This is a genomic window from Mucilaginibacter sp. UYP27, from assembly GCF_040547175.1.
Lineage (GTDB): Bacteria > Bacteroidota > Bacteroidia > Sphingobacteriales > Sphingobacteriaceae > Mucilaginibacter.
The window spans coordinates 369,804-395,522 of record NZ_JBEPPE010000001.1; the positions used below are offsets into that span (position 1 = coordinate 369,804).

Genomic DNA, 25,719 nt, shown 5'->3' on the forward strand with positions numbered 1-25,719 from the left:
CTAAAAACTCACTCTATCATGGATGTGCTGATATTTAAAACAAGCGTTACCAACAAGCAGGAAGTAAGCCGGATCCATCCGCTGCTAACTTCGCTGGCCGAGATACGCCAATATAATTTTGATTTGGAAGATTGCGACAATATCCTGCGCGTTGTAAGCAGCGGCGTTGAGCCGCAAACTATAAATCACATGCTGCAAATAGCCGGGTTTACCTGCGAGGAACTGCCTTATTAAGTAAATTATTCTCCTCGCGTCATTGCGAGGCACGAAGCAATCTCTTTGCTATACAGGGCGGACCTGCTTGTGTAGAGATTGCTTCGTACCTCGCAATGACGCGTTTTAATTAACTAAAATACCTTTTTACCCCGTCAGCGCAATTGACACCATCAATCGCGGCGGAGATTATACCTCCGGCATAACCCGCACCTTCGCCACAAGGAAACAAACCTGCTACCTGCGGGTGTTGAAAGGTTTCGCGGTCGCGGGGCACTTTGATGGGCGATGACGTGCGCGATTCTACCCCTACTAATATGGCTTCATTTGTATAATACCCCTTCATTTTACGGCCAAATGCAGGCAATGCTTTGCGCAGGCGGTTATGGATCCAGTCAGGAAGCACCTCTTTCAGGTCTACACTTTTGCAACCGGGCAGGTAAGAGTTTTCGGGCAAATCCAAAGATACACGGCCTTCTACAAAATCAACCATGCGCTGGCCAGGGGCAACCAGGTTACCGCCGCCGGCTTTAAAAGCCAGGTGCTCTACCTGTTGCTGAAAGTTCAGCATGCGAAAGGGATCGTTCATATCCCCCTTTACGTCTTCCATGTTTATCTGTACCACCGTACCCGAGTTGGCAAAAGGATTATTGCGTTTGCTTGGGCTCCAACCGTTCACTACTATCTCATCCTGCGCGGTAGCACAGGGGGCAATAATTCCGCCGGGGCACATACAAAACGAAAACACACCTCTATCCTCCACCTGTTCCACCAAATTATAGTATGAAGGGGGCAAATCCGGGCCGCGGTATTCACAGTGGTACTGGGCACGGTCAATAATTTCCTGCGGATGTTCTATCCGTACGCCGAGTGCAAATGGCTTGGCCTCTATTAAAATATCCTGGCTATACAGCATCCTGAAAACATCATGTGCCGAGTGGCCTGTAGCCAATATTACGGCATCTGCCAATAGCTTTTCGCCATTGGCTAATTGTACGCCTTGTATCTTACCGAAACTCACCAACAGGCTGGTTACCTTGGTGTCAAATAAAAACTCGCCGCCTGCTTCTAAAATACTTTCGCGCATGGCGGTGATTATTTGCGGTAGTTTATTGGTGCCGATGTGCGGGCGGGCATCCACCAAAATATCATCGGTCGCACCATGGGCTACAAAAGTTTTAAGTACGCTATTCACATCGCCACGCTTGGTGCTGCGGGTGTAAAGTTTACCGTCGGAGTATGTGCCTGCCCCGCCCTCGCCAAAGCAATAATTGCTTTCGGGGTTTACCAGGCCTTGTTTGTTGATATTCGCCAAGTCACGGCGGCGTTGTTTAACATCTTTACCTCGCTCCAGTATCATAGGTTTTAGCCCTTGTTCAATACATTGCAGCGCGGCGAAGATCCCCGCAGGGCCGGCACCCACTATCAGCACTTTTTTACTATCCTTAATGCTTTTATATTCGGGGGTATAGATCTCCGTTTGTACAGGCTCATCTACAAAGACGCGTACCTGCATGCGGTAAAGCACCTTTCGGCCACGCGCGTCAATAGACCGCTTTAGGATCTTGATACCGGTAATTTTTTGCTGCGGGATATTTATTGCTGTCGAAGCCAGACCAATTAAAACTGCTTCATCTTCCTGCTCCCCGGGCGGGCATACAATTTCTACTTCTTTTACCATGTTGCTATTGCCGGGTTTTTATCCCGGATAGTGCAAAGATAATATTTTCGGTTAGCAGTTTTTAGTTGGCAGTGGGCAGTCTTTTTTTAAAAAAGACGTTCGGTAAAGAACGGTTGACCGTACGATACCGAACACTTTTCACTCATCATATAATTTATATACCTTAAAATCAACAACTTATAAAAATGGTTGCATTTTGGCATAGGCCATTACATATTAAATAATGAAGATGATGATGACTACCGTTGATAACCGCTTACAAACCCTTTGGGATGGTTGCCTGCGTAACGACAGAAAGCAACAAGAAATGTTATATAAGGTATTAGCGCCAAAAATGCTTGCCGTTTGCCTGCGCTATGCTAAAGATAAAGACGAAGCCCAGGATATATTGCAGGAAGGCTTTATAAAAATGTTTAAGAACATGGGCAATTACCGTGGCGAAGGGAGCCTTGAAGGATGGATCCGCCGTATTATGGTACACAGTGCTATTTCGCGTTACCGCAAGGCTAAAAATGTGGTTTTGGTTGAGGATTTTGCTGAGCAAGGCATTCCGGTTAGCAGCAGCTACAACGATAACGGTTTAGAAGCCCGCGACCTGATGAACATGGTGCAACAGTTACCGGACACCTACCGTTCGGTATTTAACATGTACGCTATAGAAGGTTTTTCTCACCAGGAAATAGGAAGCAAATTAGGCATGAGCGAATTATTATCGCGCACTACTCTGCACCGTGCCCGCACCATCCTTAAAGAAAAATTGAACAGCCTGGCTATAAGAGAGCGCCACTGCATGGCAGGATAGTAAGTTCGTCTGAACCGGAATTTTTTTAATTAAAGAATTTATAGAATAACCTATACAAACCTAATCACAACGATTTATTGATTGTTACCGGCAAGCCCGCCGGATTGATCAATAAATCAAAAAGGTGAGCAACTCCCGCTACCCACCTTTCAATTATACTTCGACAATATTTATTCAATATTATTCAACTAATCTCTACTCCTCACTCTATTTTCTTATTTGTGCTTTGCACTCATGTAAAACACCATCTCGCCCCCATTCATAATATCTTGGTGGGTTAAGGTTAAGGCCGTATATGGCTTACCGTTCAGGGTCATTTTTTGTACGTAAACGTTTTTCTCGCTTTGGTTTTTCACAACGATGTTAAAAGTTTTACCGCTTCCAACCTGTATGGTGGCGTTGTTTACAGATGGACTACCGATGGAGTAATCAACTGAACCCGGCGCTACAGGATAAAAACCCATCGAACTGAAAATGTACCAGGCACTCATCTGGCCGGTATCGTCGTTACCGCCCAAACCATCCGGGGTTGGTTTGTACATACGTGGCAATATCATTCGGATCCGTTCCTGAGTTTTCCATGGTTGGTTTGTCCAGTTGTACAAATATGCGACGTGGTGCGATGGCTCGTTACCGTGCACGTAGTTGCCAATGATACCGTCGCGGGTAATATCTTCTGTTTCGGCAAAGTATTTATCCGGCAGGTTCATGGTAAACAACGAATCTAAATAAGGCACAAAGCGCTTGTTGCCTCCCATCAGTTTTATTAAACCTTCGGGATCTTGAGGTGCAAACAGCGTGTAATTCCAGGCATTACCCTCAATAAAACCTTCGTTAATGGTGCTTAATGGGTCAAACTTAGCGCGGAAAGTACCATCTGCGAGTCTTGGCCTCATAAAGCCCGATTTGCTGTCGTACACATTTTTATAATTCTCGCTGCGTTTTATAAATTCATTATAGATGTCCGTTTTACCTAATTTCTTAGCCATTTGTGCAATAGCCCAATCGTCATAAGCATACTCTAAAGTGTTAGATACCGATACACCTGTTTTCTCATCAGGGATATATCCTTTATCCATATACTCGCCAATACCCTCATAACTGCGGTGGCGCGCTGTAGCCACACAGTCAGCTAAAGCTTTTTCGGTATCAAACGGCGCGTTGCCTTTAACAACAGCATCGGCAATTACAGATACGCTGTGGTAGCCGCTCATACACCAGTTCTCATTACCCGAGTTGCTCCAAACAGGTAGCATCCCTTCGGGGCTTTGATCAAAATGTACCATCATCGATTTTACCATATCTGCATTACGTTGCGGCTGAATAATATTAAACAGCGGGTGCAAAGCGCGGTAAGTATCCCATAACGAGAAGGTGGTATAGTTGGTAAAGCCATCCGCCTTATGAATATTTTGGTCGAGGCCTTTGTACTGCCCGTCAACATCCATGTAAATGGTCGGGTTGATCATGGTGTGGTACATGGCGGTATAAAAATCCTGCTTGCGCTCTGTAGAAGCGTTGATTGTAATTTTCTCCAACTCTTTTTCCCACTGTGCTTGCCCGTCGTTTTTTACTTTGTCAAAATCCCAGCCCGGTACTTCGGCTTGCATATTTGCCATTGCGCCATCCATGCTCACCGGCGATAACGCGAATTTTATCTTGATCTTTTCGCCCTCTTCGGTTTTAAAATCAAAGTAAGCGCGGATCTGCTTGCCTGCTATCTCCGGGAAGTTTTTCGATTGATTGAATTTACCCCAGAAACCGCCATAAACTTCGCGCTTATCATATTTCTTAAACCCATGCTGAGTAAACTTTTTGTTGAACGCCATAGCAAAGTACAGGTTGCGGGTACGTGCCCAGCCGTTTGTTTGGCGGTAACCTACCAGTGTGCTATCGTTCAGGATCTTTACGTAAGTCCAAACAGTTTTGTCGGGATAATTATAGATACCCGCCATCAGATCTAAAATAATATGCGATTGATCTGATTTTGGGAAAGTGTATTGGTGGAAACCAACACGGGTGCTGGTGGTCATTTCGGCGGTAATGTTTGAGGCATCGAGCTTTACCTTGTAGTAGTTGGCCGCGCTTACTTCGTTAGCATGCGAGAAAGCCGAGCGGTAACCGCTGCCCGGTTTATCGGCAACGCCGGGGTTAAGTTTTAAAGCACCCACAGTTGGCATAATTAAAAAATCACCCAGGTCTGAGTGGCCTGTACCACTAAAGTGGGTGTGGCTAAAGCCTACAATGGTTTTATCCTCGTATTGGTAACCTGCGCAGTACTCATAAACTTTAGGGTTGTATTTACCGTTAAGTTCGTAACTGGCGGTATCAGTTTCGGGGCTAAGCTGCACCATGCCGAAAGGTACGGTTGCGCCCGGATATGTATGGCCCATACGTTGTGTGCCGATAATAGGCTTTACGTATTGCACTAAGTTTTCGTGGGGTTTTTGGGCCGCTGCATGCAGGCCGGTACAAATTAAAAGAGCAGAAAATATCTTTTTCATTTATTGCTGGGATGATAATGCGTGATCAGTAACGTGTTAACGTTGGCAAATATAAAATCATATAGCTTGTTAGCGGTATTTAATTACATTTACACAGCTAATTGTTGCCATTATGGCGTAAATGCTGCGTTTTGTAACAACGGTACAGGTTTTGTAATCTAATTTGTAAATTCACATCACTATAAATAAACAAAAACACACAAATGAAAAATCTACTTATCGTAATAGCTGTTGTTGTAGTATTGGCCCTAATGGGTGGCTGCAGTTACAATGGCATGGTAAAATCTGACGAGAACGTTCAAGGCAAATGGGGCGAAGTGCAAACCCAGTACCAACGCCGCAGCGACCTTATACCTAACCTGGTATCAACCGTAAAAGGCGAAGCTAACTTTGAAAAAGGAACCTTAACCGAAGTAACCAATGCACGCGCAAGGGCTACCTCAATCCAGGTTGATCCAACTAAACTTACACCGGAAACCATCCAGAAATACCAGGAAGCACAAGGCCAGTTAAGCACCGCTTTAGGCCGTTTATTGGTTGCATCAGAAAACTATCCTACGCTTAGGGCTAACGATGCCTTCAGGAATTTACAAGTACAGTTAGAGGGTACTGAGAACCGTATTGGTGTAGCCCGCCGAGATTTTAATGAGTCGGTACAGGCGTACAATAGTAAGGTTCGTACGTTCCCGGCTAATATTACCGCTAAGTTGTTTGGTTTCCCTGTTAAAGGGTATTTCCAAAGCGAAGCCGGTTCTGATAAAGCACCAAAAGTAGCGTTCTAATTAGCGATTTAATGCGTTAGCGAATTAGTGATTTGAAGATCGCTTATTCGCTAACATTCTTAAATTACTAATCCCGATAACTATCGGGACAATCAATCACTAAATCACTAATTAACCAATGGCCGTATTTACCGAAGACGAGCAACAACGCATACAGCAAGCTGTTGCCGATGCCGAAAAGAACACCAGCGGCGAAGTGCGTGTTTGCATGGAAAAAACTTGCAGCGACGACCCGCTCGACCGTGCCGCTAAATACTTCGCCAAACTGGAAATGCACAAAACCAAGCTGCGCAACGGGGTACTTATTTACGTAGCCACGGTGGACCGTAAATTTGCTATTATTGGCGATGCCGGTATAAACAGTGTTGTACCTGCCGATTTTTGGGACACCACAAAAGAAAGTATGCTTAACCATTTCAAATATGGCAACTTGGTAGAGGGCATCATTACGGGGATAAAAGAAGCCGGCGAGCATCTACAGAGATACTTCCCGAACCTGCTTAACGACAAGAATGAACTGCCCGATGATATCGCCTTTATGGATGGCAATTAACAACAAGTGATGTTAAAGAAAACAATACTATGGCTTGGGCTGATGCTTTGTATCAGTACAACCTTCTCACAAGATATTCCTGAAAAATCGGGCACATTAGTTACCGATTACACCAACACCCTCTCGGCATCTGATAAGATAAAACTTGAGGATAAGCTAAATGCCTATAACGATTCTACCAGTACCCAAATTGCGGTTGTAATTATTAAAACCACTAAGGATTATGATATCAACCAATACGGTGTTGAGTTATTAAGGAAATGGGGCATCGGTACAAAAGAAAAAAACAATGGTGTTTTGATACTGGTAGCTATAGACGACCGCAAGATGGCCATCCAAACAGGCTACGGTGCTGAAGGTGCATTGCCTGATATTACCACCCAACAGATCATCCAAAACGATATGAAGCCCCGTTTTAAGGCTAATGATTATTATGGCGGATTGGATGCCGCTACGGATGATATTATTAAAGCGATGCGTGGCGAATACAAAGCCGACGCAAGAGCAGTTAAACGCAAAGGCGATGGCAGCCCGATAGGGTTTATTGTGATCGTCGTTGTAGTAGTACTGATCATCATTTTCAGCAAACGTGGCGGTGGCGGCGGCGGCCGTATTATTGGCGGCCGCGGCGGCGCGAGTCCGTTCTGGTGGTTTTTGGCAGGCAGCATGCTTGGTGGCAGCGGCCGGAGCAGCGGCAGCGACTGGGGAGGTTTCTCCGGAGGTGGCGGAGGCGGTGGTGGTTTCGGCGGCTTTGGCGGTGGGAGCGGCGGGGGCGGCGGAAGCAGCGGTAGTTGGTAATTTTAAAACTTCTAATTCTAATCGCTTAATTCTAAAAAAGAGAAGTTTAATGATTTAAATATTTATAGTAGAGATGCATTATATGCGTCTCTTTTTTTTTATAAAAAGCCCTATATATTTGCAACATGACAGAACTTAACTGGACAATCCTTTCATCACACTATATCCATAAAGGCCCGTGGGCCACGCTGCGCAGCGACAAATGCGAAATGCCTGACGGCACTATTGTAGACGAATACTACGTATTAGAATATCCTAACTGGGCAAACGCAGTTGCTATAACCCAGGATAACAAGATTTTGATGGTGCGCCAATACAGGCATGCCGCCAATATCGTATCGCTTGAGATCCCCGGTGGTGTAATTGAGGATGGTGAGAACCCGGAAGAAGGAATGCGCCGCGAGTTACTGGAAGAGACCGGCTACCTATTCGACCAGGTAGAACTGATCAGCACCGTGTACGCCAATCCATCTACCGCGAATAACAAAACCTTTTGCTACCTGGCCAAAGGCGGTAAAAAAGTACAGGAACAACAGCTTGACGAGCACGAACGCATCGTGGTAGAAGAATATACCATTGCCGAAGTGAAACAGTTGCTGGCCGAAAATAAAATAGCCCAGGCATTACATTGCACCGGGCTATTTTATGCCTTAATGAAGTTAGGCGAGTTAAGTTAGGGCTGCTATTGCTGCGCGGTTTCCTTTTTGGTTAACCGGTCCTGTAATTCTTTAAACCCATAGGCTTTATCGCCAAGGCGTTTTATACCATCGGCGGCTATTGCGAGGGCTTCGTCCTTTTTACCGGTCTTGTGGAGTAGATTGGCGTACATTATCAGGTACCAGTCTTTTTTAGGCCCATCAATAGCAAGTACTTTTCTGGTTAAATTTAAGCTACCTTCCAGGCACTTTTTATCATCTGTAAAAAGGTAAATATAATTGGCAAAAGTGTCTATCTGGTCGGCATGTTCTGTGTCGTTGTATTTATCCGCATAGGCGTTGGCCTCGGTAACATAAGTTGGCCAGTCCTCACGATCTCGCAAATAGGATAACCTGGAGGTGGCAAATATATCATCGGCCAAATCCGGGTAGCCAGCTTTTAGTTTCGCTTTTACCGCTGCCCAATCTACGTTTTTATTGATCTCGCCTGTATAAAAATACATGCCGCCGTTGTTAACGCGCGCACCATTTTTACGCACTATAGGTAATACCAACTCATCAAATGCTATGGTACTAATAATTGTGCGGCTAACACCGGGGCCGTTTACGGCGTCAAATTCCTTGCTATGTTCGCGTATTATTTTATAGCCGGGGTCGGCAGACTTTTTAGTAGACTGGTAAATAAGCTGTAAGTTTCCCTGCGTAAGCAGATCTTTTTGGGTTGGCAGATAAACGTTGATCACGTCGGCGGTTTGCCCGTCCCACGCCGTGCCAAGTGCTTTTATAAAAGTTAACATAAATTCGGGCGAGCGGTTGCCATCGGCATATTGCTTTTTAAGGTTTACCAGCTGGCTGGCAGGGTTTAAAGCAGCCTTCGATTTTTCAAGAAACGTTGCAGCGTCCGAGCCGCCAATTATACTATGTACCAAGGCCCCGTCGGGATTAAAGAACAAGTAGGTTGGATAAGCATTTACCTTGTATTCTGTCCCTATCCTTTGTACTTCGGCGCGCCAGCTTTTGGTATCGGCATCGTCCTTTTTAGTTTCATCAAACTGCAGTGCCACACTCACAAATTTTTCATTGAAAAAGTTCGATACTTCGGGCTTGGTAAAAACATCTTTCGCCATCACCTTGCATGGCACACACCAAGTGGTATAGCAATCTACAAAAATGTACTTATTCTCTTTTTGAGCCTTTTCCTTTACCTGTGCCCAGGTTAGTTTGGTCTGAAAGTTTATTCCTTTTTCCTGCCCGTTGGCAGTAGATAGCACGAGGCAGATGAACGCGGTTAAGACGATGGTTTTCATGTTGGCAATGCTTTAGTTGGACAATGCAAATTAACCAACACAATTCGCAAATCAAAATATAATTTGTCCAATCATTAATTTATCAAAATTATAGAGATGTAATAACTGTAACAAAAAAGCCACAACAAAATTTGATGTGGCTTACCGTTTTTTAGGGGCGATTAGAAAATCATTAATATCTGTCCTTTTTCAACTTTATCGCCGGGCTTTATTTTGATGGTTTTAATGGTTACATCTGCAGGGGCCTTGATGATGTTTTCCATCTTCATGGCTTCCAGCACAAACAGGTTGTCGCCTTTTTTAATCTCGGCGCCTTCTTCTACCAGTACTTTTAATACCATGCCGGGCATAGGCGCTTTTATCTCGCTCACTTTGGCGGTCATGAGGTTGCTTAGACCCATCTTATCCAGCAGTACGTCAAACTGATCTTTAGCCGCAACTTTGTAAATATTGTTGTTTACCTTTATCTCGGCAGTTTTTGCTTCGCGGTCAAAGCTTACTACCTCGGCGTTGTATGATCCATTGTTGTTTATTACATGATACAACAGATCATTCAGTTGCTGTATATCGGCATCGATGGCTTCGCCGTTAACGGTTAGCGCATCGGCTTTTTTGTCTACCTCAAAATCGTGCTTCGTATTAACCTTTATTTTGTACATATCGTCTGATCCGTAATTTTTTCGAAGTTAATTATTTTGTTATGGCTCTCAAGAAGGCTCCGCCGTCTTTGGGACTTAAGAATTAAAAAGAATACCTACTCTATTTGATAAAAATATATTGGATAAGGTTTGCACCCATTTTAAGCGCCTTTAAACGCGCATCCTGGCTGTCGCCGGCATAGGTGCCATAATCTTCCCAGCCGTTTCCTAAATCACACTCAAAGCTGTAAAAACATACCAGGCGGCCTTTGTAAACAAGGCCAAAGCCTTGCGGGCGTTTACCATCGTGTTCGTGGATCTTAGGCAACCCATTAGGGAAACTAAATTTCTGGTGATAGATGGCGTAATTGGCCGGCAGTTCCACGAAATCTAATTCGGGGAATACCTTTTTCATTTGCGGGCGAATGAATTTATCAAACCCGTAGTTATCATCGATATGCAAAAAACCACCACCCGTTAAATACTTGCGCAGGTTGCGTGCCTCTTGGTCGCTAAATATCACGTTGCCATGGCCGGTCATAAATACGAAGGGGTAATTATAGATCTGGTCGCTGCCCACCTCAACCACTTCTTCCTCGGGCATAAAGTTGGTCTTTAGGTTATCGTTACAAAATTTGATGAGGTTTACCAGTGCGGTACGGTCGCCATACCAATCGCCGCCTCCGTTATATTTTAGCCTGCCCATTTTGTATGACGGCGCTGTAAAGCTGCTGATGCAAAACATCAGGCCAATAGCGGTGGCAACAAAAATGGATCTTCTCATTTATCGGTTCAAAAAATTCACCTCAAAGCAGGCTTCAAGGGCGGCTGTTTCGGTACGCAGGCGGCTTTCTCCTAAAGTTATGGCTTTATATCCGTTCTGCAAAGCGGCATCCACTTCGGCCGGACTAAAATCACCTTCGGGGCCTATCAGTATCAAATAACGGTTTTGTTTCTCTATAGATTGTGCCAGTTCTGCCTTTTCCCCACCATCGCAGTGTGCTATAAATTTTTGTCCGTTAAACGGCTGCTTCAAAAATTGGCTTAACGAAACAGGAGCATTCAGTACCGGGTGATACGCCTTAATGGATTGCTTAATAGCTGATGTAATGATCTTATCCAAGCGTTCCACCTTGGCCTCTTTACGTTCGGATCGCTGACAGATAATAAGCGAGATCTCATCTATACCTATCTCGGTAGCTTTCTCCAGAAACCACTCAACCCTATCCAAATTTTTAGTTGGCGCTATGGCAATGTGCAGGTAATGGTTGCGTTTGTTAAACCCGGTGGCAACCGAATTTATTTGAAGGATGGTCCGCTTGGGGTGGGCATCTTTTATTTCAGCTTGGTATAATCCGCCTTTGCCATCTATAAGTGTAACGTCATCGCCAACGCTAAGGCGTAGCACGCGTACGGCATGTTTACTTTCTTCTTCGCTTAAAAAGTATTGCGAGAAAGTTGGGTCGATATCCGGCGTATAAAAAAGCTGCATGTTCCTTTTTTAGTATCAGGTAGTTAGTATCAAGTATCAAGATTTTTAGAAGTAGCATATCCAGGTCGTGATACAAACTACTTGGTACTGGCCATTAATGTAAATCTACGGCGTCCTCTTCGTTAATAAGCAACTCCAGTTTTACAGATTCGATGTTCTGGTCAGATTTTTTTAGTACAGTGATGTTGTAGCCATTACTTTCTTTTTGCTCGCCCACATCAGGGATCTTACCAAAAATATGGCCCAACCACCCGGATACGGTATCAAAATCGCCATCCTCGGGCAGGTCATGCGGCAGATGCTCATTCACATCATATATCGGTGCAAGCGCGTTAACCACAAATTCGCGGTCGTTCAATTTCTCAACAATTGGTTTCTCTTCGTCAAACTCATCCTGGATCTCGCCAACCAATTCTTCTACAATATCTTCCAGCGTAACCATCCCGGCAGTACCACCAAACTCGTCAGATACAATTGCTATCTGGATGCGCTTTTGCTGCAGTTCAGCCATCAGGTCGTTTATCTTTTTGGTTTCGGGGATAAAATATGGCTTGCGGATAATATCTTTCAATACAATTTGTTCACCACGGGCCAACAGTGGCAAAATATCTTTAGCGTGTACAATACCAACAATTTTATCTATCACTTCATCAAATACCGGCATGCGAGAGTATCCTTCAGTGATCAATATTTCTAAAAGCACTTCCTTACTGGTATCAAGCTCAATGCCCGATATCTTGGTACGTGGCACCATAATATTCTTTACCACGCGCTCATTAAAATCAAACACATTTTGAATCAATTCGTGCTCGTTTGAATCCAATGCGCCGGTCTCCTTGCCTTGTTCAAGCAGGTACTGTAACTCTTCTGATGAGTGATGTGCTTCGCCACCTTCTAAAGTGGTTATACCAAATAACTTCAGGATAAAATTTGCAAAGCCATTTAACACCCATATAAATGGCCTGGCTGCAATAAAAAACGCCCTTAACGGTAACGAAACCGCCAGCGTTGTACGTACCGATTTTTGGATCGCTAATGATTTTGGAGCAAGTTCGCCAAATACAATGTGCAAAACCGTTATAGCTACAAACGAAAGTACATGGCTTGCGGTGACAAAGCCCGGCGTAAGCGTGATGCCTAAAGCCAGAAAAGCGCGCAGTACAATGTTCGTAACAACGCCCTCGCCCACAACACCCAAGCCCAGTGATGCAATGGTGATACCGAGCTGCGTGGCAGCCAGGTAACCATCTAAATTATGTAAAATGCCCCTTGCAACTTTAGCTACACCGCTGCCAGATTTGGCTTTGATTTCAATTTGCGAGCCCCGCACCCTCACCATGGCAAATTCTGCTGCCACGAAAAATCCGTTTAGCAATACCAGAAATATGGTAAGGAAAATATAGAAGGCATTAATTTCGTAAGGTCCGGGGTCCATTTATTGTTTTATTTGTTATCGGGGAAGGTAGACTTATAAAGGTCTAAACCCTCTTGTATCACTTTGTGCGCGTAACGTACACCCAGCAAGTGCTCAATGGTTACGTTTTTACCCTCCAGTATTTTATAATCGCTAAAAAAGCGTACTATCTCTTTCATAGCGTGTGGCGGCAGTTCGGCAAGGTCGTTAATGTAATTAACCGACATGTCGTTTTTTGCTACCGCGATGATCTTATCATCCTGCTCGCCGTTATCAACCATGTGCATAACGCCTACTACTTTCGCTTCGATGATAGACATCGGGAAAACGTCTGTTGAACAAAGCACCAGGATATCCAAAGGGTCATTATCATCACAATAAGTTTGCGGAATAAAACCGTAGTTGGCCGGGTACATTACCGACGAAAATAACACCCTGTCCAGCTTTAACAAGCCCGACTCTTTGTCTATCTCGTATTTTGCTTTAGAACCTTTTGGTATCTCAATTATCGCGTTTACTATCTCAGGAATATTATCACCCGGTGAAACCTGATGCCAGGGATGTTGTGTGCTCATGTATCTGTATATATTAATTTACGTCTTTTGATTTTGCGTATTGTCTTTTCACAAAAGCAATAATCAGCGGAATTGTTGTAATTATTATTAACCCCAGTACAATATACTGCAGGTAATCTTTTAAGTCGGGGAACCGCCTGCCCAAAAAATAACCCGCTAAGGTTAATGTTGTTACCCAGGCAACGCTCCCAATTATGTTGTAAATGGTAAATTTTTTAAAGTCGACTTTTACAACACCTGCAAATATAGGGGCAAAAGTTCTAACTATCGGGAAAAATCTGCCTAAAATCAAAGCCATGCCGCCGTATTTGGCGTAAAACTCTTCGGCGACTACTATATAACGCTTCTTAAAAAAGAAGGAATCGTTCTTGCTGAACAGTACAGGCCCCGTTCGGTAGCCAAACCAATAACCTGTGTAATTACCCAAAATGCCAGCTGCTATCAAAGAAAGTACCAGTGTGTAAATAGGGACATGGATGATACCTGCCGCGCTTAACAACCCCGCCAGGAACAGCAAATAATCGCCGGGTAAGAAGAAACCAAAAAACAAACCCGTCTCAGCATATATCACAATAAGCAACAGGTAAAAGCCCCCACTGCTTAAAATAGACTGTGCGTCGGTTAAATTTTGAAGGTATTCCCAAAAGTTTTCCATTAACTATATCCGTAAAACTACAAATATTAAATCAAATTGTAGTTACGTACCTTATTAAATAAGGGCAGATATAAATGACGGATAAACGCCGATAACGATGGTTGCAATGGCAGAAAAGCCTAATACAAACTTATAGTAAGCGGGTACTTCAACCTCGGCACGTTCTGCATTGCGGAAATACATGGCTATAATAACCCTGAAATAGTAAAAGATGCTGATGATGGCGTTAACCACCGCAACTATTACCAACCAGGTATTGTATTGTGCCAAAGCACCGGTAAACATAAAAAATTTGCCAATAAAGCCGGCCGTTAACGGGATGCCCGCTAATGATAACATGCTTACGGTAAGTACCAATGCCAGGAAAGGATTTTTCTTAGCCAAGCCGTTAAATCCTTCAAAGTTATCGCTGCCGGTTTGCTGCCTTACCAGTATCAATGCACCAAAGGCGATGATAGAAGCGATAGAATAAGCCGTAGCATACACAAATACCGAATTAGCCGAACCAGCACCTAAAGCTACAATAGCAAACAACAGGTAGCCCGCATGCGATATGCTCGAAAAAGCCATCATACGTTTAAAGCTTTGTTGATATAGGGCTGTTATGTTACCTATAAACAAAGTAGCGATGGTTATAGCCAGTAACACGGGTGTCCAAAAGGCGGCGATGGTTGAGAAACAAGCCGCGAATAAACGCAGGAAAGCCGCGAAACCTGCAACCTTAACCACGGTAGACATGAACAGGGTGATCAGCGAAGGCGCGCCTTCGTAAACATCCGGCGTCCAGAAATGGAACGGTGCAGCGCCTACCTTGAAGCAGAGGCCCACGATTACCAGCAGGATACCTGTATAAAACATTGGGTCGATATTACGGGGATGGGTAACTACCCACTCGCGGATCATATCCAAATCAAAAGAACCTGAAGAACCATATAACAAGGTGATACCAAATAACAGGAAACCCGTTGAAAAAGCACCCATCAAAAAGTACTTTAAAGCGGCCTCATTTGACGCGAAATCGCTTTTACGGATCCCCGCAAGGATGTATAAGCTTACCGACATGATCTCGATGCCGATAAACATCATCACCAAATTATGGTATGATACCATTACGATGATCCCTGCCAACGAGAATAGGATGATGGCATAGTACTCTGCAATGTGGTTGCTTATTTTCTCAAAGTATCCTTTAGATAAAAGCAAGATCAAAATGGTTGAGACGATGCTTACTACCGAAAACGCGACAGAGAAATTGTTAAACAACATCATGCCGCTGTAAATTGGCACAGCGTTGTCGTTCCATTGTGCAACGGCTGCACCTAAAGCTACCAGCAAACCAATTACGGTTACCGGCAATAAAGCTTTCTGAACTTTATATAAACCCAGGTATAAAATTACGATGGGTAAAACAGATATGATTATTAGCGTAGTCATATATAAATTCTAAAAGCCTCCGTTGTTAAATTTTGCGCTTACTGTGTTTACCAAATTGGTAACCGCAGCTTCTGAGATATGCAGGATAGGTTGCGGATATACACCGATGGCGATGATCAGCACGCAAATTATACCAAGTACCAATTTTTCTGAACCGGCTATATCCGTAAAGGTGATGGTTAATTCGTTGGTTTCGCCCTGCATTACATTTTTGTACATACGCAGCATATAAACCGCGCCGAATATGATAGTTAAACCCGCAACCGCGGCAAACCAAATGTTATAGTTGTAAACCCCTTTCAACAACAAAAATTCACCCACAAAACCATTGGTTAATGGCAGGGCTACCGTTCCTAAAAGGATGATTAAAAATGCGATAGAAAAATTAGGCGCTACTTTGGCAATACCGCCCATCTGGTTAATATCACGGGTGTTTAAACGGCGGCTGATGATATCCCAGATAAAGAACATACCTACCACATTGATACCGTGACTAAGCATCTGGATCATTGCGCCTTGTACCCCTTGCGTTGTCCAGGCGAAGATGCCGGCGGCAATAAGGCCAACGTGCGCAATGGAGGAGTAAGCAACCAAACGCTTACCGTCTTTTTGATTGAATGCTATCAGCGACGCGTAAACAATACCAATAACCGATAATATCATCACCAGGTTTTGCCATTGCAGGAAGCCTGCGGGCGCATTCGGGATCAACCAGCGGATAACGCCGTAGATACCCATCTTTAGCATAATACCCGATAACATCATGGTACCTGCAGATGGTGCTTCGGTGTAAGTGTCCGGCTGCCAGGTATGGAACGGGAACAAAGGCATCTTAATGGCAAACGCGATGAAGAACGCCCAGAAAACCCATGATTGCTGTGTTAGCGTCAGGCTTAAATTGTAAAAACCGTTAATATCGTATAGCTTGCCCGGTGTTTGCAGGTACAGGTAAATGATACCCAACAGCATAAACAACGACCCTGCAAATGTATAAATGAAAAATTTAATGTTGATACGGATGCGGTTTTCGCCGCCCCATAACGCGCAAATAAAATAAATAGGGATCAATGCTGCTTCCCATCCTACGTAGAACAAGAAACCATCCAGCGCGGTAAACACGGTTAATAAACCTGCCTGCATAAACAGGATAAGCGCGTAAAACGCTTTGGCGTTTTTATACTCGTGCTTGTAAGTGGTAAGGATAATAACCGGAACAAGCACAGTGGTCAATAAAACCATCACCATGCTGATACCATCTATACCTGCCTTAAAGTAGACCCCCATCTGCGGGATCCACGGCAGGTCTAACCCGTATTGTACAGATGCATCGGGCACAAAACCCGCAAGGAAATAACCGGCTAAGCCAAGCTCTATCACAGCAAAAAATAATGCCGCGTGCTTTGCAACTTCGTTCTTAACCAGCAACACCAATAGTGCTGCCAAAACCGGTAAAAAAAGTAAAATACTAACCGTCATTTTATAGGGTAAGCGCTTAGCGCTTATATTTTAAATAAACTGTACACCAAAATGGCAATAATGCCCACCACCATCATAAATATGTAGAAACCCACATTACCTGTTTGTAACAGGCGCAGGCCTTTACTTGTCTCCAATGTGCCTTTACCCAAACCATTCACAAACCCGTCTATGCCTAACAGTTCAACCACTTTGTAAAAGAACACCGATATGGCATCCAAAGGCCTTCGGATAATCTTATCATACAATTCGTCGATATAGAATTTATGGTAAGATAGGTTTGCCAATGCAGGGCGTTCTTCCTCATCAGAGACCGGCACATGCGAGCCGCTCACGTATTTGCTGTAGGCATAGCCCATCGCCAATAACGCGATCAATACAGAAGCGCCCATCAGGATCCATTCAGTATTATGGCTTAGTTCGTGCTCGCCAAGTATTGTATGTGATGCTTCAAATACAGGTGCAAGGTAAGCGCCTAATTCGTGGTGGCCTCCCATAACTGCCGGTACACCTATCATACCTGCAACGGCAGATAATATAGCCAGCACGATCAACGGGATGGTCATATTTGCAGGCGACTCGTGCACGTGGTGTTCCTGCTCATGCGTCCCGCGGAACTTACCCCAGAAGGTAAGATACATCATCCTAAACATATAGAACGAGGTTAACCCTGCGGTGATAACACCCACTACATAAAACGTTGTACTATGTGCAAAGGCCGCGGCCAAAATTTCGTCTTTTGAAAAGAAACCCGAAAACGGAGGTATACCCGCTATAGCGATAGTACCAACCAGCATGGTAATAAAAGTGACCTTGATCTTACCTTTTAATCCGCCCATTTTGCGCATGTCCTGCTCCCCGCTCATGGCGTGGATAACAGAACCTGCCCCCAGGAATAACAATGCTTTAAAGAAAGCGTGTGTAAGTACATGGAAGAAAGCGCCTGTATAAGCACCAACGCCCAGGCCTAAAAACATATAGCCCAGTTGCGATACGGTAGAATAAGCCAATACTTTCTTGATATCTGTTTGTGTAAGCGCAATTAATGCCGCAAAAGCCGCGGTAGCTAAACCGATGATGGCAATCACTTCCATCGTATCCGGCGCAAGGGTGAACAGAATATTAGAGCGGGCTATCATATAGATACCTGCCGTAACCATCGTTGCCGCGTGGATCAGTGCTGATACCGGGGTTGGGCCGGCCATCGCATCCGGTAACCAGGTAAACAATGGCAACTGTGCCGATTTACCAACTGCACCTACAAATAACAATAGCGTAATTAATACTATTGGGGCACCTGCAGCAACCGCCTCCGGTGCTTTAGGGAAAATATCCGCAAAGTTTGTACTGCCGAATGTATTTACCAGCAGGAATATGCCCAGCAAAAAGCCGAGGTCGCCAATACGGTTCATAATAAATGCCTTCTTAGCGGCATCGGCATAGCTTGGGTTGGTGTACCAGAAACCGATAAGCAGGTATGAGCACAAACCAACGCCTTCCCAACCGATAAACATTACCACGTAATTGCTGCCCATTACCAGCAGCAGCATGAAGAAAACAAACAGGTTTAAATAAGCGAAGAACTTACCAAAACCCTTATCATCATGCATGTAACCTACCGAGTATAAGTGGATCAGGAAACCCACCCCGGTGATGATCAGCAGCATAATGGAGCTTAACTGGTCTATCAGGAACGCGAACGGAATATGGAAGCTACCAACCGAGATCCAGTCGAACAGCATTACCTCAACCGGCACACCCGAGTTTTTTATCTGGAAGAAAGTAACAACACTTAAACCAAATGCAACCAATACCAATAAGCTACCGATAGCACCGATAATACCTTTAGACAGGGTATTACGCCCCAGTCCGTTTATAACGAAACCGGCTAAGGGTAGTACAGGAATAAGCCAGATCAAATTGTCCATAAGCCCCCTCTAAATCTCCCCCGATAGGGGAGATTTTTTAATTTTTTTATTGGTTATACAAATTCTGTTCATTGCCTTTCTAAGCCCCTCTCCTTCGGGGAGGGTTTGGGTGGGGCATTTTACCACTTCAACCTGTTCAATACGTTAATATCGATAGAGTTGGTGTTGCGGTATATCATTACTATAATGGCAAGCCCTACTGCAACTTCTGCAGCGGCCAGGGCCATAATAAAAAATACAAATACTTGCCCGGCCGCATCGCCACGGTAAACCGAAAATGCGGTAAGCAACAGGTTAACCGAGTTAAGCATCAGCTCGACCGACATAAATATTACAATAGCGTTGCGGCGTAATAAAACACCCATTACACCTATCGAAAATATGATAGCGCTTAATAAAATGTAGTGGTTAAGCGGAACCGCTTGAATGGTTTGGTTTAAACTTTCCATCAGATGGTTGCTTTTGGTTCTTTAGGGTCTTTTGTTGCCAGCAGTACCGCACCTACCATTGCCGATAACAGCAATACAGAGGATACCTCGAACGGTAACAAAAATTCGTGGAATAATACTTTACCAAGGTTTTTCACCAAGCCAAGCTCGGGGTTCTTTAACACTACCGGGTCAGACACGCCTAAGGATTTTAGGGATGATATCAGCGCTACGGCCAATATGCCACCGCCAAATACGGCGGCTATCTTCACCATAAATGGTTTAACAGGCTCGCTCTCCTTGTTCAGGTTTATCAGCATCAGCGTGTACAGGAACAGCACCAATATAGCACCCATGTAAACTATAAAATTCACGATCGCCAAAAACTGGGCGTTCATCAATATGTAGTGGATGGTGAAGGTAAAAAAGGTGAGTATAAGGTACAGTATGCTATGCACCGGGTTTTTTGCAGAGATAACCAGTATCGAAAAAAATATGGATAAAAACGCGATGAAGTAAAATGTACTCATGTTTATATTTACAAAATACTTTTGCCCGTAATAAGGTTGGGCAAAGGTATAAAACTTTGGTTATTGATTTAAAGGTGCCTCTACTAATTTGTCTTTACCGTAAATAAAATCTTTCCGCAGGTAATCAGACGGTACAATATCACCATCCAGGTAAATCGCTTCTTTAGGGCAAGCCTCTTCGCATAAGCCGCAAAAAATGCAACGTAGCATGTTTATCTCGTAAACTGCAGCATATTTTTCTTCGCGATATAAATTCTCTTCACCTTTCTGGCGTTCTGCTGCTTGCATGGTAATAGCTTCTGCAGGGCATGATAGCGCGCAAAGGCCGCAAGCTGTACAACGTTCGGCACCATTTTCATCGCGTTTAAGCGAGTGCAGACCCCTGTAGTTTTCAGAGAATTCGCGTTTCTCATCGGGGTAGGCAATCGTAACCGGTTTTTTAAAGAAGTGCTTCATGGTGATGGCCAGGCCGCTCACAATAGCTGGCAGGTAAGCCCTCTCCCAAAAATTGAGCGGCTTTACCGTTAGTTGCTTCTTTTTATTACTTAATGATTCCATTGAAATAACCCCTATCTATTTAAAAAAGTAATAACAATACCTGTGACAACAATATTAGCTATAGCTAAAGGTATCAGTATCTTCCAGCCCAGGTCCATCAACTGATCGTAACGGAAACGCGGGATAGTCCAGCGTACCCACATAAAGAAGAAGATGAACAGAAATATTTTAGCAAAGAAAACCGCGGTACCAATAAGCGGGCCTATAACAGGGCCAACATGCGCGGTAACCCAGTCCATACCCGGGTAATTGTATCCACCCCAATATAAGGTAGCCATTACTGCCGATGATATAAACATGTTGATGTACTCTGCAAAAAGGTAAAAACCCAACTTCATGGATGAGTACTCGGTGTGGTAACCACCAACCAGCTCGGTTTCACACTCCGGCAAATCGAACGGCGTACGGTTGGTTTCTGCAAATGCGCAAACCAGGAACAGGATAAAACCTACCGGCTGATAGATCACATTCCAGTGCCAGCCGTGTTGTTGTTGTGCTATTTCGCCAAGGCTTAAAGTACCGGTAACCAATAACAGGGCAATGATAGAAAGCCCCATCGAAATTTCGTAACTTATATTTTGCGATGCCGCACGGATAGCACCCAACAAGGAGTATTTATTGTTTGATGCCCAGCCACCTATCATTACGCCATAAACGCCTAATGATACCACACCGAATATATAAAGGATGCCTACATTAATATCTGTAACCTGCAACGGGATAACTTTATCACCAATTATCAGGTTTTGCCCCCACGGAATAACCGCCGAACCGATACATGCGGTAAGGATAGCTAACGAAGGGCCAACAATGAACAAGAAAGGTGTAGCGTTGGTTGGGATGATCTCTTCCTTCATGAACATCTTCATACCATCCGCCAGTGGTTGGAACATACCAAACGGGCCTGCACGGTTAGGGCCTCTCCTATCCTGGAAAAACGCCGCTATTTTACGCTCGGCATAAGTAGAATACATGGCTACCACCAGGCTTATCAGGAATATAATAATGATGAGGCCAAATTTTATGGCAATGTCTGTTAATTCCATTACAGGCGTGTCTCCCTTTCAAATTGTACTTTATTCGCTTCTATCAACACTTGATTGGTTTTTACAACCGGCAATGGTTTAAGCGTATCATAGTGGTTGGAGTTGATAACAGACTTGTGCGATACTTTACGCGGGCCTTCTATCACCCAGTCACTGGTTTTCTTTTTATCAAAACGGCAGGTATTGCAAATAAATTCTTCTGCTTCTCCGTACTCGTCTTTACGTGCGGTTACGCGGATAACATCCTCGCCTTTATACCATAAGGTAACTTTACCGCAGCATTTCGGGTTTTCGCATTCGCGATGCGCCTCTACCGGTTTAGTGAACCAAACACGGTTTTTGAAACGGAAGGTTTTATCGGTTAACGCGCCTACCGGGCAAACGTCAATTACGTTTCCAGAGAAATCGTTATCAACCGCTTTTTGGATGTAAGTAGAAATTTCTGAATGATCGCCACGGTTTAAGATCCCGTGGATACGGTGATCGGTTATCTGATCGGCAACAAATACACAACGGTAGCAAAGGATGCAACGCGTCATATGCAGTTGGATCTTATCGCCAATATCTATACGCTCGAATGTACGGCGGTCAAACTCGTAACGGGTTTTCGCGGCGCCATGCTCGTAACCTAAGTCTTGCAGGTGGCACTCACCGGCCTGGTCGCACACAGGGCAATCTAACGGGTGGTTTATCAATAACATCTCTACCACACCTTTACGTGCCTCAATAACTTCGGGCGAAGTGATGTTTTTCACTTCCATACCATCCATTACCGTAGTACGGCAGCTTGCTACCAGCTTTGGCATAGGGCGGGGATCTTTTTCAGAACCTTTGGTTACCTGTACCAAACAAGTACGGCATTTACCACCAGTGCCTTCCAGCTTAGAGTAATAGCACATAGCAGGCGGGACAATATCGCCACCTATCAGCCTCGCGGCGTTCAGGATGCTTGTCCCGGCTTCTACTTCAATAGGAAATCCGTCTATCGTTACCTTCATTTATAATTCAAAATTAAAAAGTCAAAAGTAAAACCCTTGTGCTTCTTATATATCGTTTCGTCACTGCAATCAATAGCTTGGCAATCTTCGACGCGTATGTCGCAAACTACTCTATCGAGGATTGCTTCGTTCCTCGCAATGACGCGTTTTATTCTTTATTAACTTGCTACTACTTCCAACTTAGGCAACGGATCTGCGTAATGCGCGATACCATAGTTACCACTCAACGCTGCCGACGGGTTAGTTACATGCCATTCAAACTCGTCCCTAAAGTGACGGATGGCGCTGGCTACCGGCCATGCCGCTGCATCACCAAGCGGGCAAATGGTATTACCTTCAATTTTCTTTGATACATCAATCAGCAGGTCCATGTCGCTCATTTTACCGTGTCCGTATTCCAGGCGGTGTAAAACTTTTTCCATCCATCCGGTACCCTCACGGCAAGGCGAACATTGTCCGCAACTTTCATGGTGGTAGAAACGTGCAAAGTTCCAGGTGTTGCGTACAATACACTGGTCTTCGTCATACGCTATAAAACCACCCGACCCCATCATGGTACCGCTAACAAAACCACCATCGGCTAATGATTCGTAACTCATTAAGCGGGGTTCGTTATTAACGGTTTTCAGGAATAAGTTAGCAGGCAGGATAGGCACTGACGAACCACCCGCAACCACCGCTTTTAAACGTTTGCCGTTGGCGATGCCACCACAATATTCGTCGCTGTATAAAAATTCTTCAGCAGGCAGGCCCAGGTCAATTTCGTAAACACCCGGCTTTTTAAGGTTACCCCCTGCCGAGATCAGTTTAGTACCCGTACTACGGCCGATACCTAATTTCGCATACTCATCGCCACCGTCGTTAATGATAGGCACAACAGCCGCTATAGATTCCACGTTGTTTACCACCGTTGGGCAACCATATAAGCCAGCAATAGCCGGGAACGGAGGTTTGATCCTGGGGTTACCGCGTTTACCTTCCAATGATTCTAACAAAGCGGTTTCTTCACCACAGATGTAAGCACCACCACCCGGTTGTACGTAAAGCTCCAGGCTGTAATCGGTACCTAAAATATTTTTTCCTAAAAAGCCCTTCGCTTTTGCTTCGGCAATGGCTTTTTCCAGGATGCGGATCTGCGGCATCATTTCGCCGCGTACGTATATGTATGATGTTTTTGCACCCAGCGCAAAGCTGGCTACTATCATCCCCTCAATTAATAAGTGAGGGAGGTAAGTCATTAAATAACGATCTTTAAAAGTACCGGGTTCAGATTCGTCGGCGTTACAAACTAAGTAACGCTCCACACCTTCGGGCTTAGCCAAAAAGCTCCATTTCATCCCGGTAGGGAAACCTGCACCACCACGGCCGCGCAAGCCCGATTTTTTAACCTCTTCCACCACCTCATCGGGTGTAAGGGTTTTCAAAGCCTTTTCAACAGCAGCGTAACCGCCTTTTGAGCGGTAAACATCAAATGTATTGATGCCGGGTACGTTTATATGTTCAAGTAAAAGTTTGCGTCCCATTAGTTGTTCGCTTTTCCTTTCAGGTCACCAATCAGTTTATCGACAGATTGCGTGGTTAAATTTTCATAAAAAGTGTACTCGGGGCCAATTTGCAGCACGGGGCCAAAGCCACAGGCAGCCAAACATTCTACGCCTCTCCAGCTAAATAAGCCATCGGGGGTAACATCGCCTTCCTTAACACCAAGTGTTTTTTCTATGTGGTCCATTATTGGGGTTGCGCCCACAATTTCGCAAGGGCCGGTACGGCAAACCTCTAACATATACTTGCCTTGCGGCTTTAAAAAGTACATGGTATAAAATGAAGCTACCTCGTAAACCTCTATAGGTTGGATATCAAGATATTCGGCAACTTTATCCATCGCGGGTACGCTGGTCCAGCCAAACTCAGCTTGTACCAAATGCAGTATAGGCAACAATGCTGATTTTTGTTTCCCCTCGGGGTAACGGCTAACCACATCAGCAAACTTGCTGATCAGTTCCGGCGAAAATGTTACCGGTGTGTTGGTGTCCTGTACACTAAGCATCTAACTCTCCGGCTATAACGTTTAAACTACTCATGTTAATAATAGCATCAGATAATAACATACCCTTGCTCATTGGCGCATACATCTGGTAATTAATGAAACTTGGCCTGCGGAAGTGTAAACGGTATGGCGAGCGGCCACCATCATTGATAAGGTAAAAGCCTAATTCGCCGTTTGCACCTTCTACCGCGTGGTAAACCTCCGCATTAGGGGTATCAACCTCGCCCATCACAATTTTAAAGTGATAAATCAAAGCTTCCATGTTATTATAAACTTCCTCTTTTGGAGGCAGGTAAAACGCCGGTACATCCGCGTGGAATATATCGGTTGGTTCTTTCTCTATTTTGGCAAGCGCTTGCTCTATAATGCGCAGGCTTTGCCACATTTCTTCGTTACGTACCAAAAAGCGGCTGTAAACGTCGCCGTTTTCGCCAACTGGTACTTCAAAGTCAAAATCTTCATAAGATGAGTACGGCTCCATCGCGCGTACATCATAATCTACACCGGTAGCGCGCAAAATGGGGCCGCTCCAGCTGTAGCTTAATGCATCGGCCGCGGTAACAGCCGCTACATCTTTAGTACGGTCAACAAAGATCCGGTTACGATTGAACAGTGCTTCAAACTCGCGCAATACCGGCGGGAACCTCACCAAAAACTTTTTGATCTTGGCAAACGCGATATGGTTGAAGTTGCGTTCGAAACCGCCTATGCGGCCAATATTGGTTGTTAATCGTGAGCCACAAATTTCTTCATAGATCTCGTAAATTTCTTCGCGGTGCTCCATCATGTAAAGGAAGCCTGTAAAAGCGCCTGTATCAACACCCAATACACCGTTACAAATAATATGATCGGCAATACGGGCCAGTTCCATGATAATTACACGCATGTAATCAACACGTTTTGGCATTTGGATGTTCAAAAGTTTTTCGACCGTCATGTGCCAGCCCATGTTGTTTATGGGCGACGAACAATAGTTAAGCCTATCTGTAAGCGGGGTTATCTGGTAGTACGGGCGGTGCTCGGCAATTTTTTCAAATGCGCGGTGTATGTAGCCAATGGTTGATACGCCGCTTACAATACGTTCGCCATCCATCTGCAATACATTCTGGAACACACCGTGGGTTGCAGGGTGTGTAGGCCCCAGGTTTAGCGTGGAGTATTCTGTTTGCGGATCGTTATCTGTATATACCGGGTGGTTCTGCAT

Annotated in this window: 26 protein-coding genes; 6 read left to right on the top strand and 20 right to left on the bottom strand. The window is 44.6% G+C overall.

Annotation, left to right across the window (positions count from 1 at the left end; genetic code table 11):
- Positions 1 to 18: 18 nt before the first annotated feature.
- On the top strand, positions 19 to 234 hold the full coding sequence (locus tag ABIB39_RS01570) for a hypothetical protein (protein ID WP_354426841.1): 216 nt from the start codon (positions 19 to 21) through the stop codon (positions 232 to 234).
- A 109-nt stretch (positions 235 to 343) separates the two neighbouring features.
- Here ABIB39_RS01570 and ABIB39_RS01575 read toward each other — a convergent pair whose 3' ends face one another.
- Complete coding sequence (locus tag ABIB39_RS01575) at positions 344 to 1,894, bottom strand: NAD(P)/FAD-dependent oxidoreductase (protein WP_354426842.1); 1,551 nt, start codon at positions 1,892 to 1,894, stop codon at positions 344 to 346.
- A gap of 223 nt (positions 1,895 to 2,117) precedes the next feature.
- On the opposite strand from ABIB39_RS01575, the gene ABIB39_RS01580 reads away from it, so the two are divergent.
- Positions 2,118 to 2,696 carry an RNA polymerase sigma factor gene (locus tag ABIB39_RS01580; RefSeq protein WP_354426843.1) on the top strand — a complete coding sequence of 193 codons (579 nt, stop codon included), beginning with the start codon at positions 2,118 to 2,120 and terminating at the stop codon, positions 2,694 to 2,696.
- A gap of 215 nt (positions 2,697 to 2,911) precedes the next feature.
- On the opposite strand, the gene ABIB39_RS01585 is transcribed toward ABIB39_RS01580, so the two are convergent.
- Entirely contained in the window at positions 2,912 to 5,200 is a 2,289-nt protein-coding gene (locus ABIB39_RS01585) for a GH92 family glycosyl hydrolase (protein WP_354426844.1), read from the bottom strand.
- A gap of 203 nt (positions 5,201 to 5,403) precedes the next feature.
- On the opposite strand from ABIB39_RS01585, the gene ABIB39_RS01590 reads away from it, so the two are divergent.
- From ABIB39_RS01590 to ABIB39_RS01605, 4 genes are all read left to right on the top strand, one after another.
- On the top strand, positions 5,404 to 5,982 hold the full coding sequence (locus ABIB39_RS01590) for a LemA family protein (RefSeq protein ID WP_354426845.1): 579 nt from the start codon (positions 5,404 to 5,406) through the stop codon (positions 5,980 to 5,982).
- Positions 5,983 to 6,100: 118 nt separating this feature from the next.
- Positions 6,101 to 6,535 carry a TPM domain-containing protein gene (locus ABIB39_RS01595; protein WP_354426846.1) on the top strand — a complete coding sequence of 145 codons (435 nt, stop codon included), beginning with the start codon at positions 6,101 to 6,103 and terminating at the stop codon, positions 6,533 to 6,535.
- A 9-nt stretch (positions 6,536 to 6,544) separates the two neighbouring features.
- Positions 6,545 to 7,333: a TPM domain-containing protein gene (locus ABIB39_RS01600; RefSeq protein ID WP_354426847.1), complete on the top strand. Its 789-nt coding sequence runs from the start codon at positions 6,545 to 6,547 to the stop codon at positions 7,331 to 7,333.
- Positions 7,334 to 7,458: 125 nt separating this feature from the next.
- Positions 7,459 to 8,010, top strand: a complete 552-nt coding sequence (locus ABIB39_RS01605) for an NUDIX hydrolase (protein WP_354426848.1) — start codon at positions 7,459 to 7,461, stop codon at positions 8,008 to 8,010.
- Positions 8,011 to 8,015: 5 nt separating this feature from the next.
- Here the strand turns inward: ABIB39_RS01605 and ABIB39_RS01610 are convergent, their stop codons facing one another.
- The 18 genes from ABIB39_RS01610 to ABIB39_RS01695 form a co-directional block, all read right to left on the bottom strand.
- On the bottom strand, positions 8,016 to 9,296 hold the full coding sequence (locus ABIB39_RS01610; RefSeq protein WP_354426849.1) for a thioredoxin family protein: 1,281 nt from the start codon (positions 9,294 to 9,296) through the stop codon (positions 8,016 to 8,018).
- Between the two features lie 161 nt (positions 9,297 to 9,457).
- Positions 9,458 to 9,955: an acyl-CoA carboxylase biotin carboxyl carrier protein subunit gene (locus tag ABIB39_RS01615; protein WP_354426850.1), complete on the bottom strand. Its 498-nt coding sequence runs from the start codon at positions 9,953 to 9,955 to the stop codon at positions 9,458 to 9,460.
- Positions 9,956 to 10,055: 100 nt separating this feature from the next.
- Entirely contained in the window at positions 10,056 to 10,718 is a 663-nt protein-coding gene (locus tag ABIB39_RS01620) for a DUF4159 domain-containing protein (protein WP_354426851.1), read from the bottom strand.
- Complete coding sequence (locus tag ABIB39_RS01625) at positions 10,719 to 11,426, bottom strand: 16S rRNA (uracil(1498)-N(3))-methyltransferase (protein WP_354426852.1); 708 nt, start codon at positions 11,424 to 11,426, stop codon at positions 10,719 to 10,721. It abuts the gene before it with no gap.
- A 94-nt stretch (positions 11,427 to 11,520) separates the two neighbouring features.
- A complete protein-coding gene (locus tag ABIB39_RS01630) occupies positions 11,521 to 12,861 on the bottom strand; it encodes a hemolysin family protein (protein WP_354426853.1) in 1,341 nt (446 codons plus the stop codon).
- Between the two features lie 8 nt (positions 12,862 to 12,869).
- Entirely contained in the window at positions 12,870 to 13,415 is a 546-nt protein-coding gene (locus ABIB39_RS01635; protein WP_354426854.1) for an inorganic diphosphatase, read from the bottom strand.
- A 13-nt stretch (positions 13,416 to 13,428) separates the two neighbouring features.
- Complete coding sequence (locus ABIB39_RS01640; protein WP_354426855.1) at positions 13,429 to 14,070, bottom strand: DedA family protein; 642 nt, start codon at positions 14,068 to 14,070, stop codon at positions 13,429 to 13,431.
- 54 nt (positions 14,071 to 14,124) lie between these two features.
- The gene (locus ABIB39_RS01645) at positions 14,125 to 15,504 is read right to left on the bottom strand and encodes an NADH-quinone oxidoreductase subunit N (RefSeq protein ID WP_354426856.1); all 1,380 of its coding nucleotides are present in this window, start codon (positions 15,502 to 15,504) and stop codon (positions 14,125 to 14,127) included.
- A 9-nt stretch (positions 15,505 to 15,513) separates the two neighbouring features.
- Positions 15,514 to 16,980 (bottom strand): complex I subunit 4 family protein, encoded by a 1,467-nt coding sequence (locus ABIB39_RS01650; RefSeq protein ID WP_354426857.1) that lies wholly within the window; start codon positions 16,978 to 16,980, stop codon positions 15,514 to 15,516.
- A gap of 23 nt (positions 16,981 to 17,003) precedes the next feature.
- Entirely contained in the window at positions 17,004 to 18,908 is a 1,905-nt protein-coding gene (gene nuoL / locus ABIB39_RS01655; protein ID WP_354426858.1) for an NADH-quinone oxidoreductase subunit L, read from the bottom strand.
- Between the two features lie 119 nt (positions 18,909 to 19,027).
- The gene (gene nuoK, locus ABIB39_RS01660) at positions 19,028 to 19,357 is read right to left on the bottom strand and encodes an NADH-quinone oxidoreductase subunit NuoK (RefSeq protein WP_354426859.1); all 330 of its coding nucleotides are present in this window, start codon (positions 19,355 to 19,357) and stop codon (positions 19,028 to 19,030) included.
- Positions 19,357 to 19,866, bottom strand: a complete 510-nt coding sequence (locus ABIB39_RS01665) for an NADH-quinone oxidoreductase subunit J family protein (protein ID WP_354426860.1) — start codon at positions 19,864 to 19,866, stop codon at positions 19,357 to 19,359. Before ABIB39_RS01665 ends, nuoK begins: the two co-directional genes overlap by 1 nt.
- 60 nt (positions 19,867 to 19,926) lie before the next feature.
- Positions 19,927 to 20,424: a NuoI/complex I 23 kDa subunit family protein gene (locus ABIB39_RS01670; RefSeq protein WP_354426861.1), complete on the bottom strand. Its 498-nt coding sequence runs from the start codon at positions 20,422 to 20,424 to the stop codon at positions 19,927 to 19,929.
- A gap of 11 nt (positions 20,425 to 20,435) precedes the next feature.
- Positions 20,436 to 21,470 (bottom strand): NADH-quinone oxidoreductase subunit NuoH, encoded by a 1,035-nt coding sequence (gene nuoH, locus ABIB39_RS01675; protein ID WP_354426862.1) that lies wholly within the window; start codon positions 21,468 to 21,470, stop codon positions 20,436 to 20,438.
- Positions 21,470 to 22,468 carry an NADH-quinone oxidoreductase subunit G gene (locus ABIB39_RS01680; RefSeq protein WP_354426863.1) on the bottom strand — a complete coding sequence of 333 codons (999 nt, stop codon included), beginning with the start codon at positions 22,466 to 22,468 and terminating at the stop codon, positions 21,470 to 21,472. Before ABIB39_RS01680 ends, nuoH begins: the two co-directional genes overlap by 1 nt.
- Positions 22,469 to 22,626: 158 nt before the next feature.
- Positions 22,627 to 23,991: an NADH-quinone oxidoreductase subunit NuoF gene (gene nuoF / locus ABIB39_RS01685; protein ID WP_354426864.1), complete on the bottom strand. Its 1,365-nt coding sequence runs from the start codon at positions 23,989 to 23,991 to the stop codon at positions 22,627 to 22,629.
- Complete coding sequence (locus ABIB39_RS01690) at positions 23,991 to 24,515, bottom strand: NADH-quinone oxidoreductase subunit NuoE family protein (protein ID WP_354426865.1); 525 nt, start codon at positions 24,513 to 24,515, stop codon at positions 23,991 to 23,993. Before ABIB39_RS01690 ends, nuoF begins: the two co-directional genes overlap by 1 nt.
- Positions 24,508 to 25,719 (bottom strand): NADH-quinone oxidoreductase subunit D, encoded by a 1,212-nt coding sequence (locus ABIB39_RS01695; protein WP_354426866.1) that lies wholly within the window; start codon positions 25,717 to 25,719, stop codon positions 24,508 to 24,510. Before ABIB39_RS01695 ends, ABIB39_RS01690 begins: the two co-directional genes overlap by 8 nt.